This window comes from Rhodococcus sp. no. 34 (assembly GCF_054589475.1).
Map to the genome: position 1 here is coordinate 582089 of NZ_BAAILK010000047.1, position 17173 is coordinate 599261.

Here is a 17173-nt window from a genome sequence, read left to right on the forward strand (position 1 = left end):
CCGTTGACCATCTTACTGGTAAGCACCGACTAGAAGCGGCCAATGACACCCCTGGCTGCGCCGCAGACGAATTTTTACGATCCCCTGAAGGTGAAACGCTAGGAACTTTGCTTCTCCGAGCGACGCTCTCTCAGGCTCGCGATAAATGCCCGCGCATGTTCGGCAACCTCGCCCGGATGTGAAAACGGCGACCAGTGTCCCGCGGCAATTTCACGTCGCTGCAGGTCGGAGACCCATTTTTCGGTGTCTTCGTATCCCACCGGACGAACGGCTTTGTCGTACTTGTTCAGAATGAGCTGAACAGGCACGTCCGTGTACCGATCCCGCGGCTTGCCGAGAGACGGCCGGATGTTCGCGCGATAAAGCTTGAGTCCGTTCACCATGTCGTCGGCGATGGTGGGCGCGGTGTTGACCACACGGGGGTCCAGACCGTCGAAGAAGCCCAGAAATGCCGGCCAGTGCTTGGAGAACCACAGACGCAACGGGAGGGTGCACAGCCCGGGAATCTGGAACAGAACGGTGTAGGCCGACGCAATTCCCTGCGCCGCTGGGCCGAGGAAACGACGCTTGGACACGCTCGCCCGGATCCACTTGCCGAGATGATCGAGATTGGGGCCCGAGATGGACGAGAACGACGCGATCTTCTCCTCGGCACCCGGCTCGCAGACCGCTTCCCACGTTTCCACAGATCCCCAGTCATGTGCCAGGACGTGCACCGGCTTGCCCGGGCTGACCGCGTCGATGACGGCAAAAAGATCGCCGGCCAGTGCGCTCAGTTGGTAGTCCTGCACCCTCGAGGGGATCGTGCTCTCACCGGCCCCGCGGCTGTCGTAGCTGACGACGCGGAAGTCATCTGCCAGCAAAGGCACGATGCGGTTCCACAATTCATGGGTGTCGGGCCAACCATGCACCAGGACGATGGTCTCGCCGTCCGCCTTGCCCTGCTCGAACACGGCCAGGCTGACGGAACCGTTGGTCACGCGACGCGCGGTCACGGCATGGACAGGAGAGTGCTTCGACATTGTCGAACCCTTCGGAGTCGGGAAATATCTAGAGATCGAGAACGAGACGTCCACCGTCGGAACGGGATACGCAGATGAGCATCTCCGTTTCCTGTTCGGTGTCGGTCAGACGCCTTTCGCGGTGATCGGGTTTACCCGCGAGTACCTTCACACGACAGGTTCCGCAGAAACCCTGCTGACACGAGTACCCGACACCGGGCAATGTCTTCTTGATGACGTCGAGCGCGGACTCGTCGGCGGGCACGGTGAGTACCTGACCCGAATTGACAAGCTGCACTTCGAATTCCTTGCCGTCGATCACCGGCGGAGCCCCGAACCGCTCGAAATGCAAAGCGGTGGAGGGTGTATCGCGGAAACCGCGGCGGACGGCATCGAGCATCGGCGTCGGGCCACAGCAGTACACGGCGCCGCCGACCGGCGCTCGTCCGAGAAGGTCTGTGGTGGTGGGCAATCCGAACTCGTCGTCCGGGCGCACGAAGACACGCTCGGGATCCCAGGTTGCGATCTCGTCGAGGAACGGCATGGATTCACGGGAGCGGCCCGAGTACACGAAGTACCAGTTCATCCCCAATTCTCTTGCCGCACGGACCATTGCGATGATCGGCGTGATACCGATGCCGCCGGCGACGAACAACGCGCTGCCTTCTCCGACAAACGGGAAGCCGTTGCGTGGTCCGCGTACCGTGACGTGCTCACCAGGCTGGAGAGCGTGCATCTCGATGGAACCGCCACCGCCGTCGGGGATTCGGCGCACCGCGACGCTGTATCCCGTGCGATCGGCCGGGTCACCGCACAGCGAATACTGACGCCGCAGACCCGAAGGTAGATGGAAGTCCAGGTGCGAACCCGGATGCCACGGCGGAATCGGTGAGCCGTCCGCGGATTCGAAGCGCAGGCGAACGACGTTCTCGTCAGTCGCCACCACCTCACGCTTGCTGACCACCATGTTCATGGCCGTGTCGGGGTTGTGGCCCGCGATATCGGGGTTGTAGTCGTAGGCCGTCAACACGCGAAGGTACTTGTCCGCCAACAACTCCGTGATGCGCATGGCGCGGTCGGGACGGTTCTTCCCGGACAGATCGGGTGGAGCCGGAAAACGCGGCAACCCGTCGTGACCGGAGATGACGTCCTTGACCCTCGAGAGTGAAATCACCGTGCGGCCGCCTGGGCTGCGGGTGACGACGCCAGGTATTGCACCGCCTGGGCGGTCGAGCCCTCTTTACTGGGGTGGTACGACTTGCTGAAGTAGGTCGACATCCGCTTGGCCAGCTCGAACGACGTGGGAACTGTGCCTCGCTTACCCGCCGCGATGAAATCGGACAGGTGGGGGCGTCGACGGCTGGGGGCCTGAGCGGCAAGTTCGGGATCGTTGCGCATCAGGAACCTGGTGCCACGAATCCACAGCCACACCAGTACCGGCGTGACGACGATCTGGGTTCGGATGCGGCGTGTCTCGCGCTTGTCGAAGTAGCGCATCACGTCGTACGCGACGGAGCGGTGTTCTACCTCCTCGGCACCGTGCCAGCGGAGCAGATCGAGCATGGTCGGGTGCATACCGGCTTTGTCGAGTCCCTTGGCGTTGAGCACCCAGTCGCCGAGAAAAGCCGTGATGTGTTCGATTGCCGCGATGATCGCCAAGCGCTCCACCAGGTGATTCTCGGCACGCAGTCCTGTCATCGGACGCGGTCCGAGCAGTTTCGAAAAGGTCCATTCCATCTGCTGGGTGTACGGCGTCGGATCGAGGCCGTTCTCCTTGAGATGGACCAGGACGCCCGAGTGCGCGTTGGAGTGCATCGCCTCTTGGCCGATGAATCCGACGACGTCTTCACGGAGCTTCTCGTCCTCGATGAGGGGAAGAGCTTCCTTGAAGGTCTCGACAAACCATTCCTCACCGGCAGGGAGGAGCAGATGGAGCACGTTGAGAACGTGTGTGCTGAACGGATCGCCCGGAATCCAGTGCATGGGCAGATCGGACCAGTCGAACTCGACATTGCGAGCCTGCAACAGGATGTGATCCGGCTCGGCGAACGACGAAGCGGGTGTCGATATCTTCTGCGACATCTAGCTACTCCTTCATGCCTGCCGATCGGTGGGGAACGACAGCCTTGTGACACAGTTCACTCACTAGCGAGTTTTAACTGTAACACGAAGTAATAGGTAGAACCAGGGCCTGGTTGAGTTTTCCTCAGCCGTACGTATCGCGAGGTCCGCGGCCTTTCACATGCCTTTCTCCCTTGCGCCAGCTAGGCGCACTCGGACCGGTGATCCGCAGTGTCTTCACGACGCCGTCACCGACGGCAGCAGCGATCTTGGCCAGAATCTGGGACTGCATCATGCGCAACTGGGTAGCCCACGCCGTCGACTCGGCGGAGATGCTGAGAACACCTTCTTTCAGAGAGATCGGCTCGGCGTGCGCGGAGATGTCTTCTCCGACGACCTGCGGCCACCGACCGAGGACCGTGCCCTCGGACACCTTGGGGGACCACCCACGCGATTTGGAGATAGCGCTGGTGAGAGCACCGAACGGCTGAGGGTCCCGCGCATCCGGGCCGGGGCCGGACCAACCGCTGCGTCGACGCGGACGGCCACTTCCGTATTTGGGCGACGAGCGCCCCTGCCCGACGGCCTTGCCGTTGGCTTTGGCTGTCGCGCGTGCCTCCTCGAGGGCACGGCGCGCCAGATCGATCCCCTTGAGCTCGGGCTCCGGAGCCGCGCTGCTGTCTTCAGTCATCGAACTCGACCTCCTGATCCGTCGAGCCTACGGGCACTATCCGGGATATCCGACCGTCTCCGGTATCGGAGGCTTCGACGCCGAACTTGGCCGCCTCGAGTTCGTCCGGTACGTCCTCGGGAACAGCAGCTGTGATCAGTACCTGTTCTGCGGTGGCGGCAACGGTGGCGAGCGCACGACGCCGACGACGGTCCAATTCCGCGAAGACATCGTCGAGCATCAGGACCGGGTCGCTGCCGTCCGCGCGCAACAGAGCAAAACCTGCCAGTCTCAGCGAAAGCGCAAAAGACCACGATTCACCATGGCTGGCAAAACCTTTCGCCGGACTGTCGCCGAGAATCAGCTCCAGGTCGTCCCGATGCGGACCGACCAGACACACTCCGCGATCGATTTCCTTCGACCTCATCTGCGCCAACTCGAGATGGAATCTCTCCTCGAGGTATGCAACGTCGTCGATACCGGAAATCCTTGCAGGATCGGTGAATTCGGGATCCAACGAGGACCCCAGACTGCTCTTGTATCGAATCGACGCCGGCCGCGATTCGGGTGCGATGGAACGATACGACTCCGCCAGATGCGGCGCCAGATCATGGACCAACTCGAGGCGCCCGGCCAACAATTGTGCGCCGTGAGCGGCCAGATGCCCGTCCCACACCTCGAGGGTGGAGAGGACGTTGTCGGACTCGCCACCACGAGAACCGCGACGCAAAGCCGCACCGGCAGTTTTGAGTAGGGCTGAGCGCTGACGCAGAACTTTGTCGTAATCCGCACGGACAGCAGCCATTCGGGGTATCCGGGACGTCAACAACTCGTCGAGATAGCGTCGACGATCGCCAGGATCTCCGCGAACCAACGACAGATCTTCCGGCGCGAACATCACCGACTGCAAAATCCCCAACACTTCGCGTGGGCGACGCGTCGGAGACTGATTTATCCTGGCGCGGTTGGACTTTCCCTCGATCAGTTCGACGTCGATGGTCAGTTCGCGTCCGTTGTTGACCACCGTTGCACCGGCAAAAGCACTGGCGGAACCGCTGCGGATCATCGGTGCGTCCGTGGACACTCGATGAGACGACAGCGTCGACAGATACCCGAGTGACTCGAGGACGTTGGTTTTACCGTGCCCGTTCGAACCGAGGAAAACGGTTGTTCCCGGTGTGAGGTCAAGCGTCAGCGAATCCCAGGATCGGAAGTCCCGCAGCGAAAATCTACGAACGAACACTTAGCTTCCAGAAGCCGAATTCTTGGGCGAAGCGCTCTTGACCGCGTGACCGCCGAACTGATTGCGCAAGGCGGACACAGCCTTCATGGCCGGTGAATCATCCTGTCGTGAAGCAAATCTCGCGAACAGAGCAGCGGAGATGACGGGAGCGGGCACAGCGTGCTTGATAGCTTCCTCGACCGTCCAGCGGCCCTCGCCGGAATCCTCGGTATAGCCTGTGATCTGCGCAAGCTCCGGATCTTCCTCGAGGGCGTCGACAAGCAGATCGAGCAACCACGAACGTACGACGGTCCCCTTCGACCAAGCTCGGAGCACGCCGGGAACGTCCGCGATCAGGCTTTCCGCCTCGAGGAGCTCGTACCCCTCGGCATACGCCTGCATCAGGCCGTATTCGATGCCGTTGTGCACCATCTTCGCGTAATGACCAGCACCGACGGGACCGGCGTGGACAAAGCCGTCTGCAGCCTCACCGTCGGGGCGAAGGGCGTCGAAGATCGGCATTGCCTTCTCGACGTCAGGCTCGGATCCGCCCACCATCAGGCCGTAGCCGTTCTCACGGCCCCAGATGCCACCGGAGACACCGCAGTCGAGGAAACCGATCCCACGGGCGCCCAGAAGCTCGGCATGGACAGCGTCGTCGGTGTAACGCGAGTTCCCACCGTCGATGACCAGATCACCGCCCTCGAGGGCATCCGCCAGTTCGGCAATGGTGCTCTGGGTGATTTCACCGGCCGGAACCATCACCCAGACGACTCGAGGTCCCTCGAGGGAAGCAGCGAGTTCGGCAAGTGACCCGACATCGGTGACTTCCGGTCGAGGGTCGTATCCGATCACCTCGAGGCCATGCGCGCGCAAGCGCTCACGCATGTTGAAGCCCATCTTGCCGAGACCTACGAGTCCGATCTTCATACTGTTCTCCCTGGTCAGGCGCGAACTGAAGTGCGGGGTTCCACTCAGCCCGGAAGGCGAACCGGCATCAGCAGGTACGTGTACTCGCTCGAGGGCGCAGCGAAGTTACCGGACTCGTCTGCCGTGGGCTCTTCCTCGGCCGCGGGGCGAAGAACAGCCGGACGGCTGGGAGTGGTGAAGCCGAACAGAACGTTTTCGCTGTGAAGCGAGTTCAACCCGTCGATCAGGTAACCGGGGTTGAACGCAATGGTGAGTGCTTCGCCCTGGAACGACGCGTTGAGCGTCTCTTCCGCGCGGCCGGCGTCGTCGCCACCCGCAGAGAGGAGCAGGCCGTCAGCGGAGAACTGCATGCGAACCTGTGCGCCACGCTCGGCGACGAGTGCTACACGCTTGATGGCTTCGATGAGAGGCGTGACCTCGACCGTTGCCATCGCGGTGTGCTGAGCAGGCAGCAACTGACGGAACTTCGGGAACTCGGCGTCGAGGAGGCGCGTCGTGGTGCGGCGTCCGTCGTTGACGATGCCGAGGAGTCCGTCGTTTCCGATGGTCGTACCGGAGCCGAGAGCCAACTCGACCGGCGAATTTGCATTGCCGGCAAGCGTTTTCGCGGACTCGGACAAAGTCTTGGCCGGGATGAGAACAGCAGCCTGGACGTCGGGATTGGCCGGAGTCCACTCGAGTTCACGTACGGCGAGACGGAAGCGGTCGGTAGCGGCGAGGACGATCGAATTCTGTTCGATCTCGACACGGATACCCGTGAGCATCGGAAGGGTGTCGTCCTTGCCGGCTGCAACAGCTACCTGGCTGATGGCTTCGGAGAACAGGTCGACGGGAATGGACCCGGACTGCTGCGGAAGCGTCGGAAGCTGGGGGTAGTCCTCGACCGGCATCGTGGGCAGGGAGAACTTGGCGCTTCCGCACGAGATGAGCACGCGAGTGCCCTCGAGGGTCACATCGACCGGCTTGTTGGGAAGCGACTTGGTGATATCTGCGAGGAGGCGACCGGAGACGAGTGCCTGACCTGCAGTTGTGACATCTGCCGAGACGCGGACCTGCGCGGATACCTCGTAGTCGAACCCGGAAACGGTGAGGCCGGCTTCGGTTGCGTCGAGAAGAACTCCGCCGAGAACCGGCACGGGCGGCCTCGAGGGCAGGCTACGAGCAACCCACGCTACTGAATCAGCGAACTCTTCCCGGGAAACGCGAAACTTCAGGCTTCCAAGCTCCATCGCCGGGTTATTCCTCTCGGTAGGCATGTTCGTCTGCTGCGGATCTGCATCAGCTCACTTGAAGTCTGACACAGACCAAGCGATGCCCACCGTATGCCCTCGAGGGCGCAAGTGGAAAGCCGAAGCCGCGGCGAGCGCAGCCTGAGGCGAGGTTCTCAACAGGAGTTGTCCCCAGAACTATTTTCAAAGAGCTTTTCCTAGGAAATTCTCAGTAGTAGTAATAAGTCCTGTGCAATCTGTGGAGCAACGGTTGTCGACGCTGGTAGGTCCCCTCGAGGGCCTGTGCACTTCTCGAGGACAGACTCGAGGACCAATCGACCCCCTCTGTGCACTCTCTGAAAGTTTTCGGATTCCTCCTCGAGAACTCCACAGACTTTCGGAGTTATCAACACACTTATCCACAGATGTGAATACTTTTCACAAGAAACGAAGAGTTTGTTCTCATCGGCGTGTCTGACTCCGGCGTGTCGTCCCTCGAGGTGGACAACCGCCCTCGAGGGGACCGCACGTGGAACCCTTCGAATACACCGATGCCGCTCGAGGGAACCTCTGCCTCGAGCGGCATCGATCGAAATAAGTGCAGGTCAACGCTTGGAGCGCTGCTTGATCCTTGCGGTCAACTCCTGAACCTGGTCGTACACCTTGCGGCGTTCCGTCATTTCCTTACGGATCTTCTTGTCGGCGTACATGACCGTCGTGTGGTCACGGCCGAACGTCTGACCGATCTTCGGCAAGGACAAATCAGTGAGCTCACGGCACAAATACATCGAGATCTGGCGGGCCTGAGCGAGTGGCCGGGCCTTACCCGGCCCACACAGGTCGTCGATCGACATGTTGAAGTATTCGGCCGTCACCGCCATGATCGTCGCCGCGTTGATCTCGAGGCTCGACGAATCGGGCATCAGATCGCGCAGGACCACCTCGGCCAACGTCAGATCCAACGGCTGGCGGTTGAGCGAGGCAAAAGCGGTGACGCGGATCAACGCGCCCTCGAGTTCACGAATGTTGCGCTCGATACGGCTGGCGATCAACTCGAGGACGTCGTGCGGGACCTCGAGGCGATCCATCCTCGCCTTCTTGCTCAGAATCGCGATACGCGTCTCGAGCTCAGGCGGCTGAACGTCGGTGATCAGGCCCCATTCGAAGCGCGTCCGCAGACGCTCCTCGAGGGTTGCCAACTGTTTGGGCGGACGGTCCGAGGAAACGACGATCTGCTTGTTCGCGTTGTGCAAGGTGTTGAAGGTATGGAAGAACTCCTCCTGAATACCTTCCTTGCCTTCGATGAACTGGATGTCGTCGACCAGCAGGACATCCGTTTCCCGGTAGCGACGCTTGAACGCGACCTTGCGGTCGTCACGAAGACTGTTGATGAAGTCGTTGGTGAATTCTTCGGTCGAGACGTACTTGACCCGCATGCCGGGGAACAGTCGCTGTGCGTAGTGGCCGGCGGCGTGAAGAAGGTGCGTCTTGCCCAGGCCCGAAGCTCCCCAGATGAACAAGGGGTTGTAGGCACGCGCCGGCGCCTCCGCGATCGCGACGGCAGCGGCATGAGCGAATCGGTTGGACGATCCGATCACAAAAGTGTCGAAGGTGTACTTCGCGTTGAGGCTGTTGGCGCCGGACCCCGAAGCAGAAGGAGTAGCGGGCGGCTTCGTGAAGTACGACGGCCACGATTCGTGAACGCTCGCGAGTGCTTCGCGGTCGTCGTCGACTTCTTCGGTCTCGGCAGTCTCGGAGTCCGAAGGTTCGCCGTCGCCTTCGGTGAATCTGCGCCGACGGTATGCGCCCGATGAGTTGACCGACTCGAACTGACGGCTGCCCGTGCGCTCCTCGACCGGTTCGGCGGGTGCGTCGGCATCGTCTTCGAGTGCAATGCGGACACCGAGTCCCTCGACCTGGCCACCGAGGTGGCGTCCGAGTGCCTGCAGGATCGGCTCGCGTAGATCGCGCTCGATCGTCTCTTGAGCAAATGGCGATGGAACCGAGAGGAGTGCAAAACCCTGAGCAAGTGTGAGAGGCCTCACCAGACGGACAAATGCCTTCTGCTTGCTGCTCAAAGCCGGAAGATTACTTCCGGGGTCATCACTCGTGAGTTCTGCAACCACGTCGACCCAGACCCGTGCGAGCGCGTTGGGATCGTCGTTCACGTGGTTCCTTCCCGTGTTTCGCCGACAGTGGGTGTGCTGCAGCTGCCGAGCGTATGGCTGCGGCGTCGAATGATTCGGTGGATTACCACCCGGGGTGAGAACCCCGTAACAGGCTACGAATATGCCACCTGGGCTGTGTTTCCACACAATTATCCACAGATGTGGACAAACCTGCACTGAGTCGGTTTTTTCGTCAACCAAATTCGTCAAAGTGACCGAGAAATTGATCTACCTGCAACTTTGTCGGAACTCGAGGCGTTCGCCACTTGGTGTCGGGGATGCGTCAACACTCACAGCCCTGTGGATGAATGTGGAAACTCGGGATTCGGGGTCGCGTCCGGTGCTCGTGCCCGTATGTGCTGATGAGGCCTTGTCGAGAGCGTGCGCGGGTGGAACTGTCCGGGTTGCCTTCGGGTCACCTGCGTTCCGTAGCGGAACTGTTGCCAAGGTCACACTTGCCGCCTCGCTCGAGGTCACGGCCGTATGCACACCGCGAACGGAATCTTCGGAATAATGGAAGTGTCGGCGTGTCGCCGCAGTTGCCGCGGGAGGGCCCTGAATCGGGCTGGTTTGACCTTGGCAACGGTGGTAAGTAACCTCGAACGGTCACCCGCTGGTGGTGATCGCTTCGTGCTGGCTACATATGTCAGGTCGGAACGGTCTTCCAAGCCACAACGAGTGAAGCTGATTGTTCTGTACCTGTTGTATCCAAAGGCGCCGTAAGGCGTCGATCACTGAATGACGCCGGGAGGCGTCAATGAACTTCGAGGAGTGTTGACCGTGGCCAAGGGCAAGCGGACGTTCCAGCCGAATAATCGCCGCCGCGCGCGTGTTCACGGCTTCCGTCTTCGTATGCGTACCCGTGCGGGTCGTGCAATCGTTTCGGCGCGTCGCCGTAAGGGCCGCGATTCCCTCACCGCCTGATCTGATTTCGAGTTCAGGAGCTCGGGGTGTTGCCTGAGCCGTTCCGGTTGCGTCGCCACGCGGATTTCTCCGTGGCGGTGCGACGTGGACGTCGTATGGGAAGACGCGACCTTGTCGTGCACGCGTTCGATCGCGAGCAAGTAGAGGCGCTGGTAGTAACAAATCACGGTCCCCGGTTCGGGCTGATCGTGAGCAAGGCTGTCGGGCCGGCGGTGATTCGACATCGAGTCGCACGCCGGCTTCGTCATATCTGTGCAGATTTCGTCGGACAGGTTTCACCGGAGACAGACGTGGTTATCCGCGCACTTCCGGGTGCAGCTACCGCCAGTTCAGCCGAACTGGCCAAGCAGTTGCGCGGGGGCCTGACCAAAATGAACCTATTGGTGTCGGTAAGTGAAGAGCCATGAGTACTCCGCTCTCTGAGCAGATCGAGACTCCCAGAGCCTCCCGTGTTATCACGGTGTTGAAGGCTGTGCGTCGCGCTCCCGCCACTGTTCTCATCTTCTGTATCGAGTTGTACCGGACGTATGTGTCGCCCTTGAGGATGCCGACCTGCCGGTTCACCCCCACCTGCAGTGAATACGCAGTCGAAGCGCTGCGCACTCACGGGGCGATCAAAGGCCTTTTCTTGACTGTGGTGCGGTTGGCGAAGTGTGCCCCCTGGCATTCTGGAGGGTGGGACCCTGTCCCTGCCCGTCGTGACCGTGATGCGGGTAGCCGCCATAGCTGTCCGGAAGCACGCGCAGCGTGTCACAGTCCGACGGACGAACAGAGGAGTACTTAGAGCCGTGCTCAATTTCATCTACTATCCGGTATCCGCGATTCTGTGGGTCTGGCACAAGGTCTTCGGGTTCATTCTCGGCCCGGACAACGGAATAGCCTGGGCGCTTTCCGTGGTGTTCCTGGTGTTCACCTTGCGTGCGGTTCTGTACAAGCCGTTCGTGAAGCAGGTCCGCACGACGCGTCAGATGCAGGAACTGCAGCCACAGATCAAGGCATTGCAGAAGAAGTATTCGGGCGACCGCCAGCGCCAGGCCGTCGAGATGCAGAAGCTCCAGAAGGAGCACGGATTCAACCCGATCATGGGCTGTCTCCCGGTCTTGGCTCAGGCTCCGGTGTTCATCGGTCTGTTCCACGTCCTGCGCTCGTTCAACCGCACCGGCACCGGCATGGGCCAGCTGGGCATGAGCGCCGAGGACAACCTCAACACCCCGAACTACGTCTTCTCGGCCACTGACGTCCAGTCGTTCCTGGATGCTCGTCTGTTCGGCGCGCCCATCTCGGCCGCGATCACGACGCCGGTTGCGCAGCTTCAGGCCTACGTCACCGAGAACGTTCCCGAGCTTCCGTCACGGCTGAACATCATTCTCGTGGCCGCTCCGCTGATGATCATCGCCAGCATCGCGACGCACTTCAACTCACGCGCTTCTGTTGCCCGTCAGAGCGAAGCAGCTGCCGCGAACCCGCAGTCCGCGATCATGAACAAGCTCGCCCTGTACGTCTTCCCGCTCGGTGTTCTGGTCGGTGGACCGTTCCTTCCGATCGCGATCCTCCTGTACTGGGTGTCGAACAACATCTGGACCTACGGTCAGCAGCACCTCGTCTTCCGCAAGATCGACGCGGAAGAAGAAGCCAAGAAGCAGGAAGCGATCACTCGCCGCAACGACAATGCGCCCAAGCCCGGTGCCCGTCCTGATCCCAGCAAGAAGAAGGGATCTCCGGCTGCGCTGAAGACCGCGGATTCAGCCGACGACGACGGTGACGCCCCGGAAGTTTCGCTCAAGAAGCCACAGCCGAGGCCCTCGGGTTCCAGTGGTGGTTCCACGTCGAAACCGAAACAGAACCGGCCACAGAGCAACCGCGGCAACTCCCCCAAGCGCAATAAACGGCGCTGATCCAGGAAAGAGAACGACCAATGTCCAGTGAAGCTGACATCGTTGTGGATGGAGAGAACGCAGACGTGAGCACCGAGACCACTGCGCCGGTTACCGATGTGGATGTAGACATCGACGATTCCGATGACGACCTGATCGAAGAGGGCGAGATCGCCGGCGACTACCTCGAGCAGTTGCTCGACGTTCTCGATTTCGACGGAGACATCGACCTTGACGTCGAGGGCGATCGGGCGATCGTCAGCATCGACGGCGGCGACGACCTGACCAAGCTCGTGGGACGCAAGGGTGAGGTTCTGGATGCTCTCCAGGAGCTGACTCGTCTGGCAGTTCAGCAGTCGACCGGAGAGCGCAGCCGCTTGATGCTCGACATCGCCGGGTGGCGTGCGGGCCGGCGCGAGGCACTCAGTGCTCTCGGTGCGGAAGCTGCACAGCGTGTTCTCGAGACCGGCGAACGCGAAGAGCTTGCTCCGATGACGCCGTTCGAACGCAAGATCGTGCACGACGCCGTCGCCAAGGTCGCCGGTGTTTCCAGCGAGAGCGAAGGCGCTGAGCCGTCTCGTCGAGTGGTTGTCCTCAAGGACTGACACTCCCCCCTTGATCGAATGCGGGCCCCGGATTTTCCGGGGCCCGCTTTTGTGTCCGAGAGTGTTTCACGTGAAACCGAATCCGGCGGCACGGTGAAGGTCAGGTGCCTATCGTTGTCGACACGGCCTATCTCTATTTCGGAACCTGTCGTCAATGAAGCGTCGTGAAGGGAAGCAATCTTGCTGATACGACCCGCGACACGGGCCGAGCTGGAAGAGCCCGTGGGGTTCGCGATGAACGATCCGGTCGAGTTCGTCGACACTGACTCGCTCCGGGAAGAGGTGGCGGCCGGACGGCTTCGTCCGGAATGGAGTTGGTTCGCCGTTGACGGCTCCAGGATCGTCGCGCGTGCCCTGTGGTGGGGCGTGAGGACAGTGAGCGTCCGCTCGCCCTTGATTTCCTGCACGTGCTGGCTGACGTGCCGGATCGTGCTGCGCTTGCCGCCGAACTCATGTCGCGGGCGCACACCGAGTTCCATGCGAAACCTGAGTATGTGCTGGTCGTGCCGACCGCCGGGCAGGACGCGAATTCCGCCGTCGCAGACGCCGTGTCCTGGCGTCGTGAGGCGGCCCAGGCGGCCGGACTAACCGAGATCATCGAGCGGCCGCGTTTCGAGTGGACGCCTGCGGCCGGTGTGCCCGCCCCCTCCGAGCGTCTGACTTTCCGTCCCGCCACCGATGAGGAGTTCCTCGCGGTGTTCCAGCGGGTCGCTGTCGGCAGCCTGGACGTCGCCACGCAACGAGGCATCGCGGCTACGGACATCGTCAGCCAGGCCCGGGACGATCTCGAGTTCTACCGGTCGTGCCCCGGCGAACGATCGTGGTGGCGGCTGGCGGAGACCATGGACGGGACGCTGGTCGGCTTCGCGATCCCGTCCGCGACGCCCTACCACCGCAACGTCGGATACCTCGGAGTAGTGCCCGAGCTACGCGGGTGCCGCTACGTGGACGACATCCTCTGCGAGATCACCCGCTTTCACGCAGCCGATGGCGCCAATCGCATCACCGCGACCACGGACGTACCCAACACACCCATGGCCGCGGCGTTCAAGCGGGCGAACTACCAAGTGACCGAGGTCAGGATGGTGTTCGAGGCCCCGGCGGGCTGATCCGGGCCTCAACCGGAGGTTCGCTGCCGTCGTGCCGGCGCGGGCCTTTCTGTCCAGCTTGTCCGACGGTGTACGGGGTGACGCGGAGACCGCCGTGTACCAGGGGGTAAAGGTGGCCAGGTTCCAACTCGGCCCACATATCCTGCTGCAACGGTGTTATACGAAAATGGGTAGCGACCGAGACTTCGATCCCGAACATATCTCGCAGGCGGGCGGCGATGTTGAGTGCTTTGAGCGGGATGCTCGTGTGCGGCCTGAGTTGTTGGCCCGTGGTCTTCGAACTGCAGCAGAGAATGGAAGTCCAGTCTTTCCCGCCCGGGCGGGGTGGAGTATTGGCTCTGCTGGTTGTTGCCGCTGGGAGTTGTCGCCGTCGTATTCATTCCACTTGCACTGGCATGGCGATCCGGGAGAGCAGTCATGCTCAGCTTGCCTCATTGCCTCATTGCCTCATTGCCTCATTGCCTCATTGGCTGTCGGCGGCACACTGTGCACGTTCGGATAATCGATCGACAACACGGCGTACTACATGTGAGCCCCTCCCCTCCCCCAGCGGAAATAGTCGGCCCTTCGTTTCACGTGAAACCGGATCGATGGATGTTGCCCCGAGCCCTCGATCTCCATCCCAGATTGGTATTGGATGTCTACTGGATGGCGATCACGACCCAATGGCTTCTGGTGTGCCATCGTCAGCGCGAACCCCAACCTGACGGATGCGGCCGTGAACCAACTTCAGCCCGTCACCGTTTGCTTGCTCGATCATCGCGATCTGTGGGGCTTCGGCGCCTAGATCGCCGAGATCGGATCGTCTTCGGATATTTCGAATGTCGCGAACGGTTCGTCGTGCGCCGGAGTCGACGATCGTTCCGGAGATGCCAAGTGGCGGATCTCGTGTTCGAGTCCCACCCAGTGTCGAGCCGGCATGGAACGACGGTGCAGTTCGATGAAGAAATTTATGTGGTGCGGATTGCTCAATGCATCTGCGAACGGAGTCGAGGGCGAGCCCAATGCTGCGGAGTGCGTTCACCATCAGTCCAGCGGAGAGGGTGAACTCTCGGATGCGCATCGGTAGGTGCGAAGCTCCTTGGATTGATTCTCGTTTTGTGATGACAAGTCTCCGGTGTTCCGCAACAGGAGTGTCAAGCCGACGGATGTATGGCTCGCAACAACCGGCGATGAGATAACGATGCTGTCCGGGACTTGGACTCGAAGCTCATCCGCGTCGCACAACAGATTGCGTCAGACCGACCGAGTCCGTTCGGCTGTCCGACGGCGGCAATTTTCTACAACCACTTTTTCGTTGAAAATTGCCCATTTTGGGTCAGAATTCCATCCATGTAACTACCCATGGCAGTTTCGTCACTGTGATGATACTAAGAATTGCGCTCCTATCTGCATTCGATCGCCCGGCCATGTTTCACGTGAAACGCGTCAGAATTGGAAGAATTTTCAGCGCAATGTTTCACGTGGAACGTGAACCCCTCCCCTCCCCCGCTTGAATTTTGGGCCGAATACTTCCCAAAGAATGAACGAGTCGGCAGACTCACAGCGAGTCGGTGTGCAGAAGCGAACACATGTCGGCTCCAGAGCGGATAATGATTTCGGTCTTGATTGTTGATTTCGCGGTTTACGCGGGAGGATGTTTCACGTGGAACAGAATGGTGCGGCGTCGGTTGACTGGGACGAACAAGAGACTGCGCGCGCAGTGTTCGGTGACAGATATGAGATCGCGGAACGGTATTACCAATCCCTGGCGACGGATGGTGTCGAGCGCGGGCTCATTGGTCCCCGTGAAGTCCCTCGACTGTGGGAGCGTCACCTTCTCAATTGCGCCGTCATCGGTGAGTTGATTGCCGAAGGCGAGTCGGTTGTGGACGTTGGAAGCGGCGCCGGCCTACCCGGTATCCCTCTCGCAATCGCCCGCCCGGACTTGAAGGTGACTCTGGTCGAACCGTTGCTTCGACGCTCGGTGTACCTCGCGGAGTTCATCGAGTCCAACGGTTTGGACGTCTTGGTTGTTCGAGGGCGTGCCGAGGAATCCGGCGTCGTGAAGGAAGCAGGCGGCGCGGACGTTGTCACCTCGCGAGCTGTGGCGCCCCTCGAGAAGTTGGCACGTTGGTCCCTCCCACTCATTCACGAGCACGGCCGGATGTTGGCACTCAAGGGTTCGAGTGCCGCCGAGGAGATCGAGCGAGACCGTACGGCGCTCACCAAGTTGGGCGCAGGTAAGTTGGAAATACTCGAATGCGGAGCCAAGATTCTCCGCACCCCCACTGTTGTGGTGAAGGCCGAACGTCTCCCGAAGCGCCGCCAGCGTTGATGATTTACACGCATGCAATCGAGAGCAATGTACAGATGATGAGAGCACCTAGTGATCGATTCCCAATCGAAGGAGCAGTCAATGTCGGGTCGATCTGAATCCGCCGTTTCACGTGAAACACCGAAGCAGCACACGAGTGCGGGTGCGGATCAGATCGTCAACGACGACGACAATTTCACCGCCCCCTACGCGGCGATCTCCTCGGAGGAGACCCCCATCGGGGCGGCCGCGCATCGAGCGAGCCAAGTGCTTCATCCCCATTCGGTGACGCTGCCGAAGCCGGCGTTCCGCCGCGTGATCACCATCGCGAACCAGAAGGGTGGCGTCGGCAAGACGACGACCACGGTGAACCTTGCGTCGGCGCTCGCTCTTCAAGGGCTCACTGTCCTTGTGGTCGATTTGGACCCTCAGGGCAACGCCAGCACCGCTCTGGGCGTCGTCCATACCTCGGGCACCCCGTCGAGCTACGAGTTGCTCATAGGCGAAGTGAAGGCCCCGGAGGCGATCCAGACCAGCCCGCACAGTGAGCGCCTTCTCTGCATCCCGGCAACGATCGATCTGGCGGGCGCCGAGATCGAATTGGTCTCCATGGTTGCCCGCGAGAATCGACTCAAAGGCGCGCTCAACGACAAGGTGCTCGCAGAGCTTGACGTCGACTTCGTCCTCATCGACTGCCCGCCCTCGCTGGGACTGCTGACCGTCAACGCGATGGTCGCTGCCAAGGAAGTTCTGATCCCGATCCAGTGCGAGTACTACGCCCTCGAGGGGGTCGGTCAGTTGCTCCGCAACATCGAACTCGTCCAGGCTCATCTCAACCCGGATCTGCATGTCTCCACCGTCCTTCTGACGATGTACGACGGGCGCACCAAGCTGGCCGACCAGGTCGCCGAAGAAGTACGCAAGCACTTCGGTGAGGCCGTTCTGCGCGCTGTGATTCCGCGCAGCGTGAAGGTGTCCGAGGCTCCCGGATACGGGATGACAGTTCTCGACTACGACCCGGGTTCGCGTGGCGCCATGAGTTACCTCGACGCCGGCCGTGAACTTGCCGCCCGCTCTGCCACCACGACGACCCAGGAGCAGTGAG

At 61.1% G+C, this 17173-nt stretch carries 16 protein-coding genes; 8 read left to right on the forward strand and 8 right to left on the reverse strand.

Going from position 1 to position 17173, the window contains the following annotated elements; genetic code table 11:
* Window positions 1-98: 98 nt before the first annotated feature.
* From ACYP01_RS28370 to dnaA, 8 genes are all read right to left on the reverse strand, one after another.
* The gene (locus ACYP01_RS28370) at window positions 99-1022 is read right to left on the reverse strand and encodes an alpha/beta fold hydrolase (protein WP_003942581.1); all 924 of its coding nucleotides are present in this window, start codon (window positions 1020-1022) and stop codon (window positions 99-101) included.
* 28 nt (window positions 1023-1050) lie between these two features.
* Window positions 1051-2172: a PDR/VanB family oxidoreductase gene (locus ACYP01_RS28375; protein ID WP_459683464.1), complete on the reverse strand. Its 1122-nt coding sequence runs from the start codon at window positions 2170-2172 to the stop codon at window positions 1051-1053.
* Window positions 2172-3083 (reverse strand): metal-dependent hydrolase, encoded by a 912-nt coding sequence (locus ACYP01_RS28380; protein ID WP_003942578.1) that lies wholly within the window; start codon window positions 3081-3083, stop codon window positions 2172-2174. Before ACYP01_RS28380 ends, ACYP01_RS28375 begins: the two co-directional genes overlap by 1 nt.
* Before the next feature lie 124 nt (window positions 3084-3207).
* The gene (locus tag ACYP01_RS28385; protein WP_003942471.1) at window positions 3208-3753 is read right to left on the reverse strand and encodes a DUF721 family protein; all 546 of its coding nucleotides are present in this window, start codon (window positions 3751-3753) and stop codon (window positions 3208-3210) included.
* Entirely contained in the window at window positions 3746-4975 is a 1230-nt protein-coding gene (gene recF / locus ACYP01_RS28390; RefSeq protein WP_054828073.1) for a DNA replication/repair protein RecF, read from the reverse strand. Before recF ends, ACYP01_RS28385 begins: the two co-directional genes overlap by 8 nt.
* Window positions 4976-5884 carry a phosphogluconate dehydrogenase (NAD(+)-dependent, decarboxylating) gene (gene gnd / locus ACYP01_RS28395; protein ID WP_047272670.1) on the reverse strand — a complete coding sequence of 303 codons (909 nt, stop codon included), beginning with the start codon at window positions 5882-5884 and terminating at the stop codon, window positions 4976-4978.
* A 44-nt stretch (window positions 5885-5928) separates the two neighbouring features.
* Window positions 5929-7113 carry a DNA polymerase III subunit beta gene (gene dnaN / locus ACYP01_RS28400; RefSeq protein ID WP_007729165.1) on the reverse strand — a complete coding sequence of 395 codons (1185 nt, stop codon included), beginning with the start codon at window positions 7111-7113 and terminating at the stop codon, window positions 5929-5931.
* 584 nt (window positions 7114-7697) lie between these two features.
* Entirely contained in the window at window positions 7698-9260 is a 1563-nt protein-coding gene (gene dnaA, locus ACYP01_RS28405; RefSeq protein WP_003942491.1) for a chromosomal replication initiator protein DnaA, read from the reverse strand.
* Between the two features lie 780 nt (window positions 9261-10040).
* Between dnaA and rpmH the strand changes: the two genes are divergently transcribed.
* From rpmH to ACYP01_RS28445, 8 genes are all read left to right on the forward strand, one after another.
* Window positions 10041-10184, forward strand: a complete 144-nt coding sequence (rpmH, locus tag ACYP01_RS28410; protein ID WP_003942540.1) for a 50S ribosomal protein L34 — start codon at window positions 10041-10043, stop codon at window positions 10182-10184.
* 26 nt (window positions 10185-10210) lie between these two features.
* Window positions 10211-10591: a ribonuclease P protein component gene (gene rnpA / locus ACYP01_RS28415; protein WP_003942450.1), complete on the forward strand. Its 381-nt coding sequence runs from the start codon at window positions 10211-10213 to the stop codon at window positions 10589-10591.
* Window positions 10588-10968: a membrane protein insertion efficiency factor YidD gene (yidD, locus tag ACYP01_RS28420; RefSeq protein ID WP_007729147.1), complete on the forward strand. Its 381-nt coding sequence runs from the start codon at window positions 10588-10590 to the stop codon at window positions 10966-10968. The genes rnpA and yidD overlap by 4 nt, the downstream gene beginning before the upstream one ends.
* 4 nt (window positions 10969-10972) lie before the next feature.
* A complete protein-coding gene (gene yidC, locus ACYP01_RS28425) occupies window positions 10973-12079 on the forward strand; it encodes a membrane protein insertase YidC (protein WP_459683366.1) in 1107 nt (368 codons plus the stop codon).
* A gap of 20 nt (window positions 12080-12099) precedes the next feature.
* Window positions 12100-12663 carry a Jag family protein gene (locus ACYP01_RS28430; protein ID WP_003942504.1) on the forward strand — a complete coding sequence of 188 codons (564 nt, stop codon included), beginning with the start codon at window positions 12100-12102 and terminating at the stop codon, window positions 12661-12663.
* A gap of 359 nt (window positions 12664-13022) precedes the next feature.
* On the forward strand, window positions 13023-13772 hold the full coding sequence (locus tag ACYP01_RS28435; protein ID WP_459683368.1) for a GNAT family N-acetyltransferase: 750 nt from the start codon (window positions 13023-13025) through the stop codon (window positions 13770-13772).
* A 1636-nt stretch (window positions 13773-15408) separates the two neighbouring features.
* Window positions 15409-16089, forward strand: coding sequence for a 16S rRNA (guanine(527)-N(7))-methyltransferase RsmG (gene rsmG, locus ACYP01_RS28440; RefSeq protein WP_019746204.1), 681 nt, complete (start codon window positions 15409-15411; stop codon window positions 16087-16089).
* Window positions 16090-16170: 81 nt separating this feature from the next.
* Window positions 16171-17172, forward strand: a complete 1002-nt coding sequence (locus ACYP01_RS28445; RefSeq protein WP_003942510.1) for a ParA family protein — start codon at window positions 16171-16173, stop codon at window positions 17170-17172.
* Window position 17173: the final 1 nt, after the last annotated feature.

Excerpts from the sequence above, each read along its gene's own strand:
- ACYP01_RS28370 (WP_003942581.1), bottom strand. The coding sequence starts at position 1,022 with ATGTCGAAGCACTCTCCTGTCCATGCCGTGACCGCGCGTCGCGTGACC.
- ACYP01_RS28380 (WP_003942578.1), bottom strand. The coding sequence starts at position 3,083 with ATGTCGCAGAAGATATCGACACCCGCTTCGTCGTTCGCCGAGCCGGAT.
- ACYP01_RS28385 (WP_003942471.1), bottom strand. The coding sequence starts at position 3,753 with ATGACTGAAGACAGCAGCGCGGCTCCGGAGCCCGAGCTCAAGGGGATC.
- gnd (WP_047272670.1), bottom strand. The coding sequence starts at position 5,884 with ATGAAGATCGGACTCGTAGGTCTCGGCAAGATGGGCTTCAACATGCGT.
- dnaN (WP_007729165.1), bottom strand. The coding sequence starts at position 7,113 with ATGGAGCTTGGAAGCCTGAAGTTTCGCGTTTCCCGGGAAGAGTTCGCT.
- yidD (WP_007729147.1), top strand. The coding sequence starts at position 10,588 with ATGAGTACTCCGCTCTCTGAGCAGATCGAGACTCCCAGAGCCTCCCGT.
- ACYP01_RS28430 (WP_003942504.1), top strand. The coding sequence starts at position 12,100 with ATGTCCAGTGAAGCTGACATCGTTGTGGATGGAGAGAACGCAGACGTG.
- rsmG (WP_019746204.1), top strand. The coding sequence starts at position 15,409 with ATGTTTCACGTGGAACAGAATGGTGCGGCGTCGGTTGACTGGGACGAA.
- ACYP01_RS28445 (WP_003942510.1), top strand. The coding sequence starts at position 16,171 with ATGTCGGGTCGATCTGAATCCGCCGTTTCACGTGAAACACCGAAGCAG.